Origin of the sequence: Dactylosporangium maewongense (assembly GCF_039531485.1) — a bacterium.
Classification (GTDB): Bacteria; Actinomycetota; Actinomycetes; order Mycobacteriales; family Micromonosporaceae; genus Dactylosporangium; species Dactylosporangium maewongense.
The window spans coordinates 249399-266126 of record NZ_BAAAQD010000004.1 but is presented as its reverse complement, the minus strand read 5'-3'; the positions used below and the strand labels follow the sequence as shown (position 1 = coordinate 266126).

At 70.6% G+C, this 16728-nt stretch carries 13 protein-coding genes and 1 pseudogene; 5 read left to right on the top strand and 9 right to left on the bottom strand.

The window, feature by feature from the left end:
• Positions 1 to 15 precede the first annotated feature (15 nt).
• Positions 16 to 1440, bottom strand: a complete 1425-nt coding sequence (locus ABD332_RS13195; RefSeq protein ID WP_344502127.1) for a HupE/UreJ family protein — start codon at positions 1438 to 1440, stop codon at positions 16 to 18.
• On the opposite strand from ABD332_RS13195, the gene ABD332_RS13190 reads away from it, so the two are divergent.
• Together ABD332_RS13190 and ABD332_RS13185 are read left to right on the top strand one after the other, a co-directional pair.
• The gene (locus ABD332_RS13190; RefSeq protein ID WP_344502126.1) at positions 1419 to 2063 is read left to right on the top strand and encodes a type 1 periplasmic-binding domain-containing protein; all 645 of its coding nucleotides are present in this window, start codon (positions 1419 to 1421) and stop codon (positions 2061 to 2063) included. The two genes, ABD332_RS13195 and ABD332_RS13190, sit on opposite strands and share 22 nt — an antisense overlap.
• 94 nt (positions 2064 to 2157) lie before the next feature.
• Entirely contained in the window at positions 2158 to 2586 is a 429-nt protein-coding gene (locus tag ABD332_RS13185) for a transposase (protein ID WP_344502125.1), read from the top strand.
• Positions 2587 to 2604: 18 nt separating this feature from the next.
• Here the strand turns inward: ABD332_RS13185 and ABD332_RS13180 are convergent.
• The 3 genes and pseudogenes from ABD332_RS13180 to ABD332_RS13170 form a co-directional block, all read right to left on the bottom strand.
• Positions 2605 to 3113 (bottom strand): annotated as a pseudogene (locus tag ABD332_RS13180) (IS6 family transposase).
• A 284-nt stretch (positions 3114 to 3397) separates the two neighbouring features.
• The gene (locus tag ABD332_RS13175; protein ID WP_344502124.1) at positions 3398 to 4177 is read right to left on the bottom strand and encodes a cold shock domain-containing protein; all 780 of its coding nucleotides are present in this window, start codon (positions 4175 to 4177) and stop codon (positions 3398 to 3400) included.
• Positions 4143 to 4769, bottom strand: a complete 627-nt coding sequence (locus ABD332_RS13170; protein ID WP_344502123.1) for a hypothetical protein — start codon at positions 4767 to 4769, stop codon at positions 4143 to 4145. The genes ABD332_RS13175 and ABD332_RS13170 overlap by 35 nt, the downstream gene beginning before the upstream one ends.
• 298 nt (positions 4770 to 5067) lie before the next feature.
• Between ABD332_RS13170 and ABD332_RS13165 the strand changes: the two genes are divergently transcribed.
• Positions 5068 to 6480, top strand: a complete 1413-nt coding sequence (locus ABD332_RS13165) for a hypothetical protein (RefSeq protein WP_344502121.1) — start codon at positions 5068 to 5070, stop codon at positions 6478 to 6480.
• Positions 6481 to 6742: 262 nt separating this feature from the next.
• On the opposite strand, the gene ABD332_RS13160 is transcribed toward ABD332_RS13165, so the two are convergent.
• The 5 genes from ABD332_RS13160 to ABD332_RS13140 all read right to left on the bottom strand — a co-directional run bounded on the left by ABD332_RS13160 (position 6743) and on the right by ABD332_RS13140 (position 10551).
• Positions 6743 to 6970 carry a hypothetical protein gene (locus ABD332_RS13160; protein ID WP_344502120.1) on the bottom strand — a complete coding sequence of 76 codons (228 nt, stop codon included), beginning with the start codon at positions 6968 to 6970 and terminating at the stop codon, positions 6743 to 6745.
• 5 nt (positions 6971 to 6975) lie between these two features.
• The gene (locus tag ABD332_RS13155) at positions 6976 to 8673 is read right to left on the bottom strand and encodes a hypothetical protein (protein WP_344502119.1); all 1698 of its coding nucleotides are present in this window, start codon (positions 8671 to 8673) and stop codon (positions 6976 to 6978) included.
• A gap of 15 nt (positions 8674 to 8688) precedes the next feature.
• On the bottom strand, positions 8689 to 9180 hold the full coding sequence (locus tag ABD332_RS13150; protein ID WP_344502118.1) for a hypothetical protein: 492 nt from the start codon (positions 9178 to 9180) through the stop codon (positions 8689 to 8691).
• Between the two features lie 69 nt (positions 9181 to 9249).
• Positions 9250 to 9744, bottom strand: coding sequence for a hypothetical protein (locus tag ABD332_RS13145; RefSeq protein WP_344502117.1), 495 nt, complete (start codon positions 9742 to 9744; stop codon positions 9250 to 9252).
• Between the two features lie 51 nt (positions 9745 to 9795).
• The gene (locus tag ABD332_RS13140) at positions 9796 to 10551 is read right to left on the bottom strand and encodes a hypothetical protein (protein ID WP_344502116.1); all 756 of its coding nucleotides are present in this window, start codon (positions 10549 to 10551) and stop codon (positions 9796 to 9798) included.
• Between the two features lie 150 nt (positions 10552 to 10701).
• Between ABD332_RS13140 and ABD332_RS13135 the strand changes: the two genes are divergently transcribed.
• Together ABD332_RS13135 and ABD332_RS13130 are read left to right on the top strand one after the other, a co-directional pair.
• Positions 10702 to 13722 (top strand): FtsX-like permease family protein, encoded by a 3021-nt coding sequence (locus ABD332_RS13135; protein ID WP_344502115.1) that lies wholly within the window; start codon positions 10702 to 10704, stop codon positions 13720 to 13722.
• Positions 13719 to 16721 (top strand): hypothetical protein, encoded by a 3003-nt coding sequence (locus ABD332_RS13130; RefSeq protein ID WP_344502114.1) that lies wholly within the window; start codon positions 13719 to 13721, stop codon positions 16719 to 16721. Before ABD332_RS13135 ends, ABD332_RS13130 begins: the two co-directional genes overlap by 4 nt.
• Positions 16722 to 16728 lie beyond the last annotated feature (7 nt).

Here is a 16728-nt window from a genome sequence, read left to right as displayed (position 1 = left end):
AGACCTGCGGCTATTTCAGAGCCCGAACACCCGTTGTGTGAACCAGATCAACCCCATAACGGACACGCCCGCAGAAATTGCGCCGGTCGTCCACAGGCCGGTTTTCGGCGCGCGATGGCGCAGCACGATCAGCAGCGGAAATACGACAGCGATGATCGTCAGTTGCACAACCTCGATGCCGACGTTGAACACGAGCAAAGACCACAGCAGGGTCCACGACCACGCCTCGTCGATCCCCAGCGCACCGGCGAAGCCCAGGCCGTGCACGAGGCCGAAGCAGAACACGACCCCGAGGCGGGTCCAGCCCGAACGATCCAGGCTGAAGTGACCGCGTCCCACCGCCTCGAGGTCGGTGGCATGGTCGCCGCACCGCCAGATCCGCCACAGGTACCAGCCGGCGACCACGGCGATCGACAGCGCGATGACGGGCTCCACGACCCGCGCAGGTACGTCGACCAGACCGAGGGCGGCAAGCATGAACGTCACCGAGTGCGCCAGGGTGAAGCTCGTGGCCGCGAGCACGATCTCACGCAGGCGTCGTGACCCGGCGATGAGCGCCAGCAGGAACAGGACGTGGTCGACCCCGGTCAGCAGGTGCTCGGCGCCCAGGCGGAAGAACTCCCAGAACCGTTCGTACCACGTCTGACCGGTCGAGAAGGACGGCTGATCGGCGTCGAGCGCGGCACTGCCCGTATGACCGTCGATCTCGTAGGTGACGATCGTCTTTGTGCCGGTGACATAGCCCTCGGCGTCGGGGAACAGCTTGCTGCGCACCTCGTGCTCGTCGCCCTGCTCAGGACAGGCCCAGTCGAGCAGCAGTTTGGCGTACGGCACACCCTCCTGCTCGCCGATCGTGACGTCGCCGACCTTTGTCGGCGCGCAGATCTTGCCGTCCGCGGTGACCGAGAAACGCTCCGTGACGTAACCGACGACCGACTTCGCATGAGTGTTGAGCGCCGCGGCCTGTCCGTCGGTGTCGCGGGCGTCGAATGCGGCGGTTCCCGTCCGGAAGAGGGGATCGTCGTCCTCGAAGTCAGCGGCGGACACGACGAGCAGGTCGTACTCGAGCTGCAGCATCGTCCGGACGTGACCCTCGTCGCCGGCGGTGACGTCGACGTACACAGTCGACGAAAACCCGTGGGCGAGCGCCGGCGCGGCGCTCAGGAAGGCGATCACCGTCGCGAGGATCCCGATGACGGTGAGGCGGGCGCGTTGGGACATGCGGCTCCTTCGGTTGGCCAGTGCACGTTGCACGTCACGGGCGAACACGAGCCGGACCGCCGACGAACCGCTGGCGAACAAACTGCCAGGACGACTTCCGGCGGACTGAATGAGGCAGGAACTGAGATAGGAAGAAGCACGCACGCTCCCCCACCCGAAGGACGATCGCCTTGCGCCCCATGCTTCGGGCCGTTGCCATGCTGGCCACGGCCTCCGCACTGGTCACCGGATGCGGCTCCGGCGACGACTGGTCACAGCCGCGCCCTAAGCCCGCCCCCGTCGGGACGCTCGGCCCAGGGTTCGTCGACCCCTCCGCCTCGCCCACCCCGGAGGCGACCATCACGCCACGGCCCGGTTCCTGGACCGGGGTCCACCCACCGAAGAACTACCGCGTGGTACTGCTCACCGTGGGTGACGACGGCCCGACCAGAGCCCTTGTGACGGCGGTCAAGGACTGGGCCGAGGACGAGCACGTCGATCTCAGAACGGTGGTCGCCGGCGACCCGCACAACCTCGTTCCCAGCATCACCAAGGCCCTCGAGATGGGCCCGGACCTCATCGTCACCGCGGGCAACGACCTCATCGACCCACTCGCGCTGGTCACCGCGAGCCACCTGTCACAGCAGTTCCTCGTGGTGGGCGCGGAGCTGGCCGAGCCTACCCACAACGTCACGGCGGTCGACTGGTCCGGCGCGTCGTTCCGTGGCGAAGGGCTCGGCATGTCCTCGACGTACGACCCCGAATCGTTCACCGCCGAGCGCTGCGCGGCCTCCATCAGAGCGGGCGTCGCGGCCGTGCTCAACGACCTGACCGGGATCGTGATCTGGCTCGATCAGCTCTAGACCCGTCTTTCGCACATCGTTGTGAGTGGCGGCGTTTTGGAAAGGTCCTGGTGGGATAGGCGGTCGGGGTAGAGGCGGCAACGGGGACGTCCTGGTGGAGGTCACGATGTGTTCGTCGCGTGCTGCGTACCCGACTGATCTGTCCGATGCCGAGTGGCAGTTGCTGGCGCCGTTGATCCCTGTGGTGAAGCCGGGTGGGCGCCCGGCGGTGCATGAGCGGCGGGAGATCGTGAACGCCTTGGCGTACTGGCTGCGTGCGGGTTGTGCGTGGCGGTTGCTGCCGCACGATCTACCACCGTGGCAGACGGTCTACTACTACTGGCGGACCTGGCGACGGGAGGGCCGGTGGGAGCAGATCCTGGCCCGGTTGCGGGAGGGTGAACGCACCCGGCTGGGGCACCCGACGCCCAGCGCTGGGGTGCTGGACAGTCAGAGCGTCAAGGGCACCGACCGGGGCGGGCTGCACGGCTACGACGGCGGTAAGAAGGGCACCGTTGCGTTGTTCGATCGGGTGACGCGGTGAGTCCGATTCCCTGTCGGCTCAGATGGCCGCGGCGAGCTCGGCGAACGCTGCGGCGACGCGGAGTCCGTGTGTTGCATTGAGCCCGAGTTCGTAGTGGCCGCGGCGGAGATTCTGCATGAACGCGTGTCCGGCGATGATCGTCTGCGCGGTGCGGTCGGTGCGGAGTCCGCGCATCGGTCTGAGCCGGTGCTTGAGTTGGCTGTGGTCGGCTTCCACCCGGTTGTTGGCGTGGCGTTCGACGTGGTGCCACGCGGATGGGACCAGCTCATCAAGGACCGCTGGGTACACCGGTGCAGCGTCGGTGATCACCTCGGTGGGTCGCACCTTCAACGTGGCCATCGCCCTGCGGAAGAACCGTCGTGCCGCCGCGGCGTCACGGCGGGCCGAGACGAGCACGTCGATGACCTGGCCGTGCTGGTCGACGGCGCGGTACACGTACCGCCAGACGCCGCTGACCTTGACATAGGTCTCATCGGTGAACCACCTGTCGCCAGGCGCTACCGCAGGTAGAGCCGGACGGTGACCATGATGACGTCGGGTGGAAACCGGAACCCGGCGAACGCCGACCGTGCTGGCTGGGCTGGACGCCGCCGGTTCGAGTGCTTCACCGTTCAAGCCTGCCTGACCAGGCCATCGATCAATGAAACAGACCCCGCTCCCCAGTAAGAGGCCGACGATTGGCGGCGAGCCACCCTCTCGGCGCAACCCGAACTCCGTGAGCAGGTCCGCAGTGCGCCAGGTGGTGGCGCGGTGCAGCACCAGCCGAACTCGGCGACGCGGCCCTCCGGTTCGCGGAGGCCGGCCGTTGCGCTCAGTCGGCGGGGGCTGCGCTCCTGCGGGCGCCGACAGCGACCGCGGCGGCGGCCTGCCGGACGGCCACCGCGCCGATCGTCAGCACGGTCCGGGCCAGCGACCACGACAGCATCGGCACGAAACGCCACAGCGGCGGCCGGACCAGCGACGTGCGGCCGACCGAATGCCACGCCGCGTCGCCGCCGGTGTCCCGCATCCCCTCCTGCGTCCTGGCGATCACCTCGGGGTCGAAGCTGTAGCCGGCCTTCTTCACGACGACGGCCCGGCCGGTGAACCGGTGCATCGTGTACCGGTAGTTCGAGCACGTCTCATTCTTCGTGTACTTGGTCAGGGTCAGCCCGACGATCGCGTTCGCACCCAGCCGCTCGGCCTGCTGCCGGAGGATGTCCTTGGCCTCGTTCGGATCGTTGGACTCGCCCCAGGCGTCGTGCGACAGCACCCGCACGATGATGAACCCGCGGACCTCGGGCGCCCGGGTCATGATGAAGTGGTCAGGATCGATGTAGACCGGCCGGCCCTGCGGAGTGCGGCCCGACACGGCCACCGAGCGGGCTCGCAAACCCTTGGCCGTCCGACCGGGGGTGAAGGACACCGCCTGACCCGTCGACGGCGCCCCGTGCCCAGTGACGTCGTCGAGGTGGAAGAAGTAGTCCTGCCCGTCGTCACCGGTGATGAAGCCGAAGCCGCGGGCGACAACGAAGTTCCGTACCCAGCCGTGCATGCACCACCCTCCCGCCTGATATTTACCACAGCGGATGTAGTCCACCAAGTACGGCATGTGCATACTGCAGCCTTGCGCCTGCCCGCCACGGGCCGGCCGGCGATGCTGCCGCCAGGAGCCGATCCACGGTGACGGCGAGGTGGGCCGCCCGGTCGGCGGTGGCTGCGTGTACCCGGATGACGGTGGCCAGCGTGTGGAGAAGACGGAGCAGTTCGACGTGGCTCGCCGGTGCTTCATCCGCGTCGAAACGAATGACGGTGTCGTGTTCGACGGCGGCAGCAGTTGCCTGCGCGGCGGCCTGGATCGCTTCGGCTGTCGACGCACCGATGCCGGGAATCTGCTGCAGTGAAGCGGCGGACGTCCCCTGAACGGCCAGGACGCTGTCGAAGCCGTACTGGGGGAGCTTCGCGATGTTGCGGATCGCTTTGCCGGATGGTGTTCGCAGGGTGTCGGCGCGCATCCCGGCAAGCTGTTCTGCGATCAGTCGCGAGCGGAGCCGCTCGTGTTCGACGCGGACGTCGCGTTGTAGCTCAGCGACTGCGTCACGGAGTGTGTCGGCCTGCTGGAGGAGTACCTGGCCGTCGTCGAGCAGCCGCCGGGTGGCGCCGAGCGCCATCGACTCGGCAGATGCCGAGGTGCCGGTCGTCATCGAGGGGCGCTGCCGCGATCGGCCGTCTGCTACGCCCATTGTGCCGCACACGTCGGCCGGTGCGAGCTCGCTTCAGCTTCCACCCACACCCCCAGCGCTCTACGTGGTGAGGATATTACCGAGTGCAGTACCGCCGAGGAAGGCCGTCGTCGATGCGAGGGACGCTCCCCTGGCGCATATATCGCGGGCCTTGGCCGATTCATTCACGACGACAGGTTGCGATCGTCCAGCTACTCAGGGAGATAATCGCGTAGGCTATCGAGCGTCGTCGAACGATGCGGTGGAGGGTGGAGGTGTCATGGACATCGGACCCGTTCTACGACACCTTGCCAGTCCAGCTCGCCTGCCCGTCCGGTCGGACATCGAACTCGCCGAGTCGGTCTCGATCCTCGCCAAGCAGGCAAAGACGGAAACCGTTGGAACCCCCTACCTGAAGACACCCAGCCCGGTGGCGGTCGCCTCGATCCTGCAAACCAGGCCGGCCGACATCCTCCGGGAACTCGGCGTCGCGACAACCTTCCTGACCCGATCGCCGTTCCTCTCCGTCTCCCAGCATTGGGCGCACGTCCGCTACTGCGCCACGCTCGAGGCCGGTCGAGAGCAGCTCATGCGCCTCACCTCGTACGCGTCCAAGGATGTGGTGCATCACCACAAGGTGACCCAGTCCGAGCAGCTCGGTATCGGTCTCGCGCTCGTCGTCGCCCGCGCTGTCCTCGAACGACGCCACCCTGGCTGGCTCTTCCACGTCGTCGACGCCGACGTCGCCCTGCGGCACGGCTACGTCAACGACGTCACCGGCAGAGTGGGCAACAAGCCCGGCACGAACAAGCGGCCCGACTACTTCCTCATCGGGTGGCGTCGCGCCGGCTCGACGACCAAGGTGCGCATCGCGGTGCTCGAATGCAAGGGAACACACGGCGACGAGAGTCACGTCTACAGGCAACTCGCCAAAGCATGTCTGCAGGTCGGCACCGTCGCAATCGGCGATCACCCGATGTACGGCCTGATGGTCGCATCCCGGCTGCTCCGCAGCGGCGTCAGTTCCTATGTCCTCGACCCGCCCGGCGACGACGAACTGTGGACCGGGCCCACGAGCGACTACGACGAGCTGCTGGCAGAGCAACCGGACGAGCTCGAGTGGCGAGCTCGACAGCAAGCGCCACAGCCCGACGCAGCCGACCCAGCGGGCGGCACTGCGCCGTCAACCCCGACGACGGCCGCCGCTACGCCAACCCCGCCGTACGTCATTCCTGCCAGCCACCGGTCCTGGCTGGCTCAGGTGATGAACCGCACCGTCGCCGCATCGGTACTGCTGTTCGCTGGCGACAGCACCACCGCTGTGGACTACACCAGCCCACGCCAGCGCGGCTACAGCAGCGCCATGCTGCCCCTGGAAGACACGTGGCCGGACACCATCAGCGCACAGGTACGCATGCCGTCGGGCCCGGTCCTCACCGGCACATCGCACCTGATGCCCCTCAATGACGGCCGAACCCTCGAAGTCTTCCGCGGCATCGACCGACGCCTCCACCGCGATCTCAAAGAAGGGAACCTCAGCCGATACGCCCGAAACGCCGGATGGCTCCGCCGCTGGTGGAACGCAGCCCGCAGCCGATCGCGCGACACCGTGTCCGTCGGCGCCGACGGCACGGCGCTCATCATCAGAGTGCTCGACCGGCGCGAACGACCATCACGCCGGCGCTACCGATGAAGTTCACCGCATGGCCAAGGGATTGACCGCAGCCAAACACGGCTGATCATCGCTCGACCAAGAGCACTGTCGACCGGTGGCATGACGACGAAGCATGCGCTGGCCGTTCCTGTGGCGACGACAGCGCAATCCATGGCCGTGGCTCCCCGTATCGCACCCGACCAGCTCGCTGCATCGCGCCGCTGCCCGGTCGATGGGCGACTCAGCCTTCCGGCCACCCCCGAGCGTGATCGTCGACGCAGGTAGCGACGTTGTACTCAGTTCATCCAGGCAGCGCCACCTTGTGCACAACAACGCCAACGCTGAACGGCGCCGGGATGTCCCGCGCTTGCGCGGTCAGGCTTTCGATCAGTGTTTGCGTGGTGTGGCGCGCGACCTTCGAGCGCTTGTCTCCTTCCTCAACCTGCTCGGGCGGGAAACACGCCACGAGGTAAACGCCGTGCGTGTGGCCGGCGGGTTCCAGGTACTGCCCGACGAGCTGCTTGGTCATGGCGGTCATGGTGGAGTCGTTCCAGCAGCCTTTGACCTCGATGACGACGCAGATCGTGTTGCCGGTGCTGTCGGCCGCATCGACTCGGATGTCGTGGCGCTCCCCAATGCCCGCCCCGGCTTACGGCGAACCTCCACCTCGCGGTTGACGACAATGCCGGAGAATTTGAGCAGCAGGCGCAGGCCGTGGCAGTACCAGTCGGAGATGCTGTTCTCGTCCTTGGGCTCGCCCGGCACGTGGGTTACATTCCACAACGCGAATGCCTGCGGTGTCTCTCCGGTGAGCCACCCGCCAATAGTGCCCAAGGCTTCCAGGACTGCCGACTGCAGGTCGGCCGCGTCGGTTACGAGTCGGCGCCGACGATCCTGTAGGAGCTGGTGCAGATGGGCGAGCGTCGGCGGTAACCATGTCCGTTGGCGGGTGACCTCCCGCGCGAGGAGGACAGCCCGTTCGAGCGGCAGTTGCGGTTGACGGCGCTGCAGCTGCTCAAGCGCCGTGAGGCTTTCCTCGGTGCCCCGTTCAACCAGGCCCTGGAGAAGTTCGTCGCGCCACATACCGAGCTGCTCGCGCGGTGACACAAAATGCGCCTGCCGTTCATCCGGGTCTTCCTGCGGAGGGAACTGCTCTGCAAGCCACTCGTAGAGTTCGGCGACTGCGTCGTGGTGGTCGATCATCGCTAACGGTCGGTGGCGCATGCGTTGACCGAGCGCGAGCGCGATTTGCCTCCCGGCGACGGGTACTCGGCGGACGGCCGCTACGAGCAGTGGTAGGCCTTGCTCGGGTGCATGGTTCATCAGGACTGTCGCTGCGGTGACGCCGGCATCGACATCAGGTACGCCCTGCAATTGGCGGGCGCACCAGTCGATGCCTCGTTGGTCGTTGCTGCGCAGCAGCAGATCGAGAATGTCGGCGCGGTTGACGGTGGATGGCCCATCGAGATGGCCGGCGACTGCATCCGCCAGTTGATCGTTCATGACGGGGGCAAGATCGCGAAGCCACCACAGTGGCTGGTCCTTGGCGTTGAAGATGGCTAGCAAGTGATTGACAGCGTCGGCGAGCACAGCGGGCGCGCGTGACGCGACTTCGGCGAGGAGGCCGGCTTTGGTCTGGGTGTCCGCGTCGCGGTTCACTACATGGGCGGGGTAAGTGAAGATCGCCTCTGCGCATGCGGCCCACTGGTTCGCTGGCAGTTGAGCGAGCCGCTGCGGATCGAGGCGGTGCCAGCGGGCGAGCGCCCGGTACGCCGCAACAAGCTTGTGGTAGACCGTCGTGGTGTTCTGATGCGTCGGCAGCTGCATTGATTCGGCCGCCGAGATGTACTGCCAGGCTGCCTCATCGATCCGGCGCTGGTCCAGCTCGCTCAAGAGCGGATAGCCGGGGAGTTTGCTGAGGTCGTCGGAGAGGCGGTCGCGGTAGACGCCGCGGGCGACGTCGACGTCTAACAGCCGGTCGATGATCCAGTAGCGCTCAGGTTCAATCTCTACCTGCGCAAGCCGGGACTGCACCTGCTGGACGTACTCGTCACGGGCCGTCGCCGGTACCTGTTCCTCCTTGCCTCGACGGCGGGCGTGTGTTTGCCGCAGCATCTCGGCCAGGGGTGAATCAAGGTGGACGTAGAAGTAGCCTTCGAGGCCGGTCCACAGCGGGCTGTGCTCGTATTGCCATGCGATGTCGTCATGCGTTGACGCTGCCGGGTTGTACAACCTGCGGTCGCCGGATCACCGGGACGGCGACGGCGACACCCCGCTGCCGCCCGCGCAGGGCTCGGGGCACTTCGTGAACACGATGGCCCGGAACTGCAGCATGGTCTGGGAGCCCCGCCCATGCACCTCCAGCCCGACACCGCCACGGTTCTGGATGAACCCTCCGGGCTCGAAGGTGAGGCTGACCGTGTTGCGGACCAGAGCAGGGGCGGAAGGCTTGCCGCCCGGCAGGGTCCAGCTGCCGGCCGCGTCGATCCGGTCCCGGTTCCTGTCGAAATCGGGGGTCAGTGCGTACTGGAAATCGAGGAAGAACTCCGGCGGCACATGCAGCGCCTGCATCGAGCCGTCGGCGGCGAACACGAAGGTGGCGTCACGCCCCGCGTTGCGCCAGGTGCCGACGACCATCTCCGGGGTGACGTCCACGATCGCTTCCGGCCGCGAGTCGACGGTCCGCAGCCCGCAGGCCATCAGCATCAGCGCTACCAGCGCGAACGCTACCTTTCGCATCCACTGTCCTTCCGCACAGGGTACTGGCGTGCCTGGAACGTCGGTGACGGCCGCACGGCCACCGCCGCGTCAGCGGGGTGACGTCGAGGGCAGACCGCTGCCGATGCCGCAGGGCTCGGCACACTTCAGGAACCCGATTCTGCCGGTCAGCAGGATCGGCTGCGACCCCTGCCACCACGCCTCGAACCCGCTCACCCCACTCGCCGGGACGAAGCCGCCCGGCTCGTACCTGATGGTGAGCAGGTTACGGCGCCGGTCGAGGGGTGACGGGCTCCGCCCCGAAACCGCCCAGGTGCCGTGCGTGTCGATCCGGTCCCGGGCCGGGTCGAACCCGGGTGCGATCGCGTCGGCGAAGGACGGGAAGAACTCGCGGGGCACGTTCAGCGCCTGAAACGTGTTGTCGGCCGCGAACATGAACGTGGCGTCCCGCTCGGCGTTGCGCCACGTGCCGACGACCGTGGCCGACGTCAGGTCGACGGTCTCGTCCGGGCCCGGATCGACGCCGGCGCCGAACCCGCAGGCCATCAACGCCAGTGCCACCAGCGCCAGCGCGACCTTCCGCATGGGCCGTCCTTCCGGCCCGGGAGCATGCTCCCGGGCTGGAACCACAACGTCCTACAACAGTTCCTTCAGCAGGTTGAGCGTGCCGTAGAGTACCGAGGACCCGTTGGGGTCCCGCTCGCAGGATTGCCCCAGGGCTCCTTGCTGGGAGCCGAGAAGAACGGCTTGGTGACGATCCGGGTCCCGGTCTGCATAGGGCAGGGTCCGCCGCCAGGTGATGGCACCGGTCGCCGCGTCGATCGCGCAGCTGTTGGTGTTGTGCGGATCGGAGACCGTCCAGCTCAACGCCGACGGTGTCCGGGTGGCGACGGTACGCCCGGCGAAGGAGTAGTACCGCGTGCCGGTGACAACTCGGGTGGCCAGGTTCGTCACCCGGTACAGGTTGTCGCGCTGCGGATAGGTGATCGTGTACGCGGCACTGCCGACGCACCGGACCGTCCCCGCGACCTGTCCCTTGTAGAAGGTGTCGTAGACGGTCGCGGTCTGCTTGACGGATCCGGTGACGCCGATCTTGCCGAGCCAGGTCTCCGTCAGGCGGCCCAGCTTGTCGTAGACGTTCGAGGTCAGGACGTGCCGGGCGTCAGCAGACCGACCGCCATGGACAGGGTGGCGGTCTTCGCCGTTCTGCCCGACGAGCTCGTAGAACGACCCCCGCGGCACTGCGAGGTCGATGGCGTCCACGGCCACCTTGTCCCCGAACCGCTTGGTCAGGCCCGAATCTCCAACGCTGTGTGCATGCCGTCGACGGCACGGACGGATCGAGCCGGACGGATTGACCCTGACTCCCCGGTGGGGTGGGGCCAGCTCCACCCCACTGAGCCACACCTGACTCCACTCGCTCCCGGCGACCCCGACCTTTCTCCCGGTCGCAAAAAAAGGCCGTTCGCAGGGCGTCAGTGAACGACCCCGGCCGGTAAGGTGCTCGGCGAGCGCGATCGACGGCGGGCGATGGGGGAACGCATGCTGCTGCTGGTGCTTGATGCCTTGCGCCGCCGTCCGGCACAGTGGCTGGCGGTTGCGGCGCTGACCGCGTTGCTCTACGCGATCGCCGCCGCCGGGCCGCAGTTCGCCGCCGCCGCGACCGCCCGGGCCGCCGCGGCCGATGTCGCCGCAGCGCCCGCGGCGCAGCGCATCCTCACCGTGCACCGGGGCACGCCCGTCGGCCGGGACCCACAGGGGGCGCTCGCCGAGTTCCGGGCGGACGTCGAGCGGCTCCTGGACAGCAGCACCGCGCCGGTGCTCGGGTTGACCCGGCCGCTCACCAGCGTCACCGGCGGGTTCAAGCGGGTCGCGCCGGTGGCGTACCGCGACGGCGTCTGCGAGCACGTGCGCGTCAGCGGCGCCTGCCCGGCCGCGGCGGGAGAGGCGATGCTGAGCCGGCGGGCGGCGGACACGCTCGGGCTGCGCGCCGGGGACCAGGTGAAACTGCGGACCCAGTCGGCGACGGAGGTGACGCTGCGGGTCACCGGCACGTACGAGCGGACCGACCCGTCCGGCGCGTACTGGGCCGAGCCGCTGTTCGGGCCCGGGCAGATCACCGCCGGCGAGGAGGCGCTCGACCCGGCGTTCGTGTCGCTGGCGACGTTCGGCGACGAGGGGTTCGACGAGCCGACCGCCGTCTACACCACATCGCTGCCGGCCAGAATAGTGAGCGGCGCCGGGCGGGACGAGCTGCGCGACACGCAGGAGGCACTGGAGAAGGCCGGGTTCACCTTCGTACCGCCGGACCAGAGCCTCCTCGACGCGGTCGACGCGGACCGGGCGGCGGTGCGCAAGGGCATGCTGGTCGCGTGGGTGCAGGCGCTTGTGCTGTGCTGGCTGGCGCTGGCGATCGCTGGGCGGCACACCGCGCAGGACCGGCGGCCCGACATCGCCCTGCTGAAGCTGCGCGGCAGCACCCGGCTGCGGATGCTGCGGCTCACCGCCGGTCAACATCTGCTCCCGATGCTGCTGGCGCTGCCGGTCGGGCTGCTGCTCGGGGTGTTCGGGGCACGGGAAGCCGCGGACGCGGACGTGCCGGCGGCGCAGTTGTGGCCGGCCGCCCAGCTGACCGGGGCGGCGGTGGTCGCGGCGTTCGTGGTCGGGCTGACGGTGCTGGTCCTCGGCGAGGTGGCCACGTTCCGCGCGCCGGTCGCGACCCTGCTGCGGCGGGTGCCGTCGCAACGACGCGGCTGGCAGCGGCGCACCCTCGACGTGGTGGTCCTGGTTGCCGCGGCCGCGGCCCTGTACCAGGCGCACGCCGGCGGGACGACAACCGGCTTGGGGGTGGCCGCCCCCGCGTTGACCGCGCTCGCCGGTGCGGTGCTGATGGCGCGGCTGCTCGCCGCCGGCAGCGACCGGTTGGGGCGCGGGGCGCTGCGCTTCGGCCAGATCAAACTCGCGCTGACCGCGCTGCGGTTCTCCCGGCAGCCGGGCGCCGACCGGATCCTGGTGCTGATGGCGGTCGCGGTGGCGCTGCTCGGGCTGGCCGCGCAGGGCTTCACCATCGGGCGCACCGCCCGCGCCGACCGGGCGAGCGTCGAGCTCGGCGCCGCGCGGGTGCTCACCGTGCAGGCGGCGAACCACACGGCGCTGCTGGCCGCGGTGCGCCGCGCCGACCCGGGCGGCCGCACGGCGATGGCGGTCGTCGCCGACCTCGGCGCGTCCCCACCGGTGCTCGCGGTCGACTCCGCAAGGCTCGCGGCGGTCGCCGACTGGCGGCCCGAGTACGGTCCGCGCAGCGCGCTGGACCCGACCGCGGCACGGGCCGAGCCGCTGCCCCTCATCAGCGGCACGGGCCTCACCCTTGACGCCCGCAACGACTCCGCCGAGCCGGTCAGGCTGGTGTTGACGCTCCGGCACGGGGTGACCGGCGCGGACGTGTCCGTGCCGATCGGGCCGGTCCCGCCGGGCGAGCACCAGGCGGCGGCGTCGGTGCGCGGATGCGAGAGCGGCTGCCGGATCGTCGGGCTCGTCCTCGCCGGACCGTCCGATGTGGACAAAAGGCCGGTGAGCGCCCCGGCGAACTCGGCGCTGGTCGTGCGGGAGCTGCGCCAGCAGGGGCCGGACGCCGTCATCCTCAGCGGCGCGAGCCTCGGCGACCAGCGCCGGTGGCGCGGCGCCGACACCGGACCGGCGATGAGCGTCGGGGCCCGGCAGGGCGCGCTGACGCTGCGAATCCCGAAACCCGTGGTGGACAACGCGGCCGTCGGCGACAACCACGCATACGTGGTGGATGTCGTCGCGGCGGTACCGGTGATCCTGGCCGGACCGGCGCCGAAGGCGTGGCTGGCCGGAGACCCCGCGCTGCCGCTGTTCGGCGGCTCGTCCGTGCCGGTGCGGGTCGCCGCGACCACGGCGGTGCTGCCGGTGCTGGGCCGGGCGGGCACCGTCATCGACCTCGACGCGGCGGTGCACGCCGCGGCCGACGCGGGCACCGCGGGTGTGCCACAGGTGTGGATCGCCGCCGGTACGCCCCAGGCCACCGTCGACGCGCTCACCGCCGAGCTGGCCGCCGCCGGGGTGACCGTGCTCGCCGCCGACAGCGTCGAGCGCCGCATCGAACGGCTCGACCAGGACGGCTCGGCCCTCGCCACCCGCTTCCAGCTGCTGGTCGCGCTGTGCGCGCTGCTGCTCGCCGCGGTCGCCGCGACCGTGGCGGTGACCGTCCAGGAGGCGGCGCGGGCCCGCGAGTGGCGGGCGCTGCGCGCGCAGGGGCTGCCGATGCGCGCCGCGGTCGGCGTCGAGACCGGCGGGCAGGCTGCGCTGGTCGCGTTCGGGGTGCTGGGCGGGCTGGTCGTGGCCGGGGCCGCGGCCCGGGTCACCGACGTCCCGGCCGTGTTCCTCGACGACTGGCGGCTACTACCACCACCGGAGACGTTGCAGTTGTCCGTACTCGGCGGGACCGGGCTCCTGGCGCTGACGGTGCTCGGGGCGGCATCGGGCGCGGTGATGCTTGCCTGGATCCGGAACCTGCGCAACAGCGATGGAGGCCGCCGGTGATCTCCCTGGTGCTCGCCATGCTGCGCACCCGCCGCGGCCAGGCCACGACCCTGCTCCTGCTGACCCTCGTCGTCGTCGGCGCGACCGTCGCCGTCCCCGCCTACCTGCGCGCCGTCGACCTCGCCGTGGTCCGCAGCGAGGTCGACGGCGCCGCCCCCGGCGAACGCACCATCGCCCTCAGCGCCACCGTCGACAACAGCGACACGAGCACGATCGACTTCACCGACGTCACCAGCGCACTGCTCACCGTGCCCGGCTTCACCCAGGTGTACTCAGCGGAATTCCCGGCCGCCGGCATCGAGCCCGAGCCGCGCGACGCGTCCCGCCTCACCTACCGGCAGGAGGCCTGCGCCCACCTGACCATGCTCGCCGGGCGCTGCTACATCGGCTCCGGCGAGATCGTGATCGGCGAGCGCACCGCCGAACGGCTCGAGCTCGGCGTCGGTGACCCGGTCGCCCTCGCGTTCGCCGTCAGCAAGGGCTCCCCGACCGGACCGGTCTACGCGGCGTTCACCGAGCCCACCCCGTTGACCGTCGTCGGGGTGTACCGGCCGGCCGCCCCGCAGGAGGAGTACTGGGGCTCCCACGACTACTTCGCCGTCGACGTCACCGGCCGCACCGGCGAGCCCGTGTTCACCGGCCAGGCCACCCTCGCCCTGATGCGGCGCACCTCGACCCTCGTCGGCGTCGACGCGACCGCCGCCCCGGCGACGTTCGACGCGGCCCGCCTCGGCCAGCTGCGCGGCCAGCTCGACGAGCTGAAGGACCGCACCGCCAAGCTCAGCCAGGCGTTCAGCGTCACCACCGACATCCCCGACCTGATCGGCCGGGTGGAGCGCAGCCGGGCGCTGGCCCGCCAGACGGTGCCGGTCGGCGCGGTGCCGTTGCTGCTGCTGGCGTACCTGGTGCTGTATCTCGCCGTCGACTACGGCGTGGAGGGCCGCCGCCCGGAGCTGGCGGTCGTCGCGCTGCACGGCGGGACGTGGTGGCACCGGTGGCTGCTGGCGCTCGGGGAGGACATCGCCGCGATCCTCGCCGGCGCGGTCGCCGGGTGCGTCGCGGGGCAGCTCGTCGTGGGCGCGATCGCCGCCTGGCGGTTCCCGGGCATCGGGGTGCCGCTGTTCACCGCCGGCGCGCTCGGCAACGCGCCGTTCGCCGCGCTCGGCGCCCTCGTCGTCGCGCTGCTCGCGCAGCGCCGGCACCTGCTCAGCCCGGTCGGTGAGCTGCTGCGCCGGGTCCGGTCCCGGCGCACTGGGCGGCGGCTGCCGGTCGGTGAGGTGCTCGTCGGGGTCCTCGCCGCCACCGCGGTGGTGCAGCTGTTCCTCACCGGCGGCGGGCTGTCCGGGGTCGGGATGCTCGCCCCGGCGCTGTCCATGCTGGCCTTCGCCCTCGTGGGCGCCCGGCTGTTCGCGCCCCTCGCCGGGCTGCTCGGCAAGCGGGCGCTGCGCCGGGGCCGGCTCAGCGTCGCCCTGGCCTCGCTGCAGCTGGCCCGCCGGCCGGGGCCGCAGCGGCTGATGCTGCTGCTGGTCGCGTCGGTGGCGGTGCTCGGGTACGCGGTCGCCTCCGCCGACGTCGCCGCGCAGGACCGCGACCTGGCCGCGCGGATCGACACCGGCGCGCCGCGGGTCGTGTCGGTGGCGCCGGTCACCCGCGACCACCTGCTGCACGCGGTGCGGGCCGTCGACCCGGACGGCGCCTACGCGATGGCCGCCGCGCAACTGTCCGAGGACGGGTCCGCGCTCGCCGTGGACACCACCCGGCTGGCCACGGTCGTCGACTGGCGCCCCGAGTACGGCGACCTCGACGCGGCCCGGGTCGCGGCGCTGCTGCGCCCGCCGGCCCGCGAGCCGGTCACCGTTCGCGGGCCGGACGTCGCGCTGGACGTCGACGTGTCCGACGTGAAGATGTCGGTACCGGTGGAGCTCACCGTCGTGCTGTCGTCCCTCACCGGCCGCGGTACCGCCACCGTGCCGTTCAAGTTCATCAACGACGGCACCTACGCGTTCCGGGAACGCACCCCGCTGTGTGTCGACGGCTGCCGGCTGGTCGGGCTGCACGTGCGGGCGCAGAGCACGTCGCCGACCAGCACCCGGTTCGTGCTCACCGTGCGGAAGCTCGGCGGCGCCGACCTCACCGACGTGACCCGGTGGCGGCCGACCGGCGGCCGGCTCGACACGGTGCGGGACGGGCTGCGGCTCGCCATCGACGCGCCCGGCGGGCTGCCCGACGGCGCCTGGATCCAGCCGGTCGACGCGCCGTACCCGCTGCCGGTGCTGACCGCCGGCCCGCCGCCGCGCGACGGCACCCTCGCCGGGCTGGACAAGCGGCCGACCGAGGTGCGGGTCACCGGCCGGGCCGGCGCGCTGCCCAGGCTCGGCACCGCGGGCACGCTGGTCGACCTGGAGTACGCCAACCGTGTCGCCACCGACGCCGGCAGCGCCCACCGCTCGGAGGTGTGGCTCACCGGCACCGCGCCGCCCGACCTGCTGACCCGGCTCGCCCGGCAGGGGCTGATCGTGACCGGTGACGTGACCGCCGAGCAGACCCGCCGCCGCCTCGCCTCGCAGGGCCCGGCCCTGGCCACCTGGTTCCACCTGCTGGCCGGCGCGCTGGCGGTGCTGCTCGCCGCGGGCGGGCTCGGGCTGATCGCCGCCGTCGACCGCACCGGCCGCGCCGCGGACGAGGCGGCGCTGCGCGCGCAGGGGTTGAGCCGGGCCGCGATGCGGCGGGCGAAGCTGTGGACGTACCCGGCGCTGGTCGTCGTCGCGGGGCTGCTCGGGCTGGGCAGCGCGCTGGCGGTGTGGCGGCTCACCGGGTGGGCGCTGCCCGTCTTCGGTGAGGACCTGCCGGCGCTGCCGCTGCCGCACTGGCCCGACCCGGTCGCGGTGCCGGCGACCTGGCTGGCCTGCGTCGCGCTGCTGCTCGCCGTCGCGTTGCGCGACGGCGCCTCGAACCCGCCCGGCGCATCGCGGCGCCGCAGCCGGATCGGAGCGCCATAGCCACAGA

Bases quoted from the DNA above. Each gene is read 5' to 3' on its own strand.
- ABD332_RS13190 (WP_344502126.1), top strand. From the start codon at position 1,419: ATGCTGGCCACGGCCTCCGCACTGGTCACCGGATGCGGCTCCGGCGAC.
- ABD332_RS13175 (WP_344502124.1), bottom strand. From the start codon at position 4,177: ATGCCGTACTTGGTGGACTACATCCGCTGTGGTAAATATCAGGCGGGA.
- ABD332_RS13170 (WP_344502123.1), bottom strand. From the start codon at position 4,769: ATGACGACCGGCACCTCGGCATCTGCCGAGTCGATGGCGCTCGGCGCC.
- ABD332_RS13165 (WP_344502121.1), top strand. From the start codon at position 5,068: ATGGACATCGGACCCGTTCTACGACACCTTGCCAGTCCAGCTCGCCTG.
- ABD332_RS13160 (WP_344502120.1), bottom strand. From the start codon at position 6,970: ATGACCAAGCAGCTCGTCGGGCAGTACCTGGAACCCGCCGGCCACACG.
- ABD332_RS13150 (WP_344502118.1), bottom strand. From the start codon at position 9,180: ATGCGAAAGGTAGCGTTCGCGCTGGTAGCGCTGATGCTGATGGCCTGC.
- ABD332_RS13145 (WP_344502117.1), bottom strand. From the start codon at position 9,744: ATGCGGAAGGTCGCGCTGGCGCTGGTGGCACTGGCGTTGATGGCCTGC.
- ABD332_RS13135 (WP_344502115.1), top strand. From the start codon at position 10,702: ATGCTGCTGCTGGTGCTTGATGCCTTGCGCCGCCGTCCGGCACAGTGG.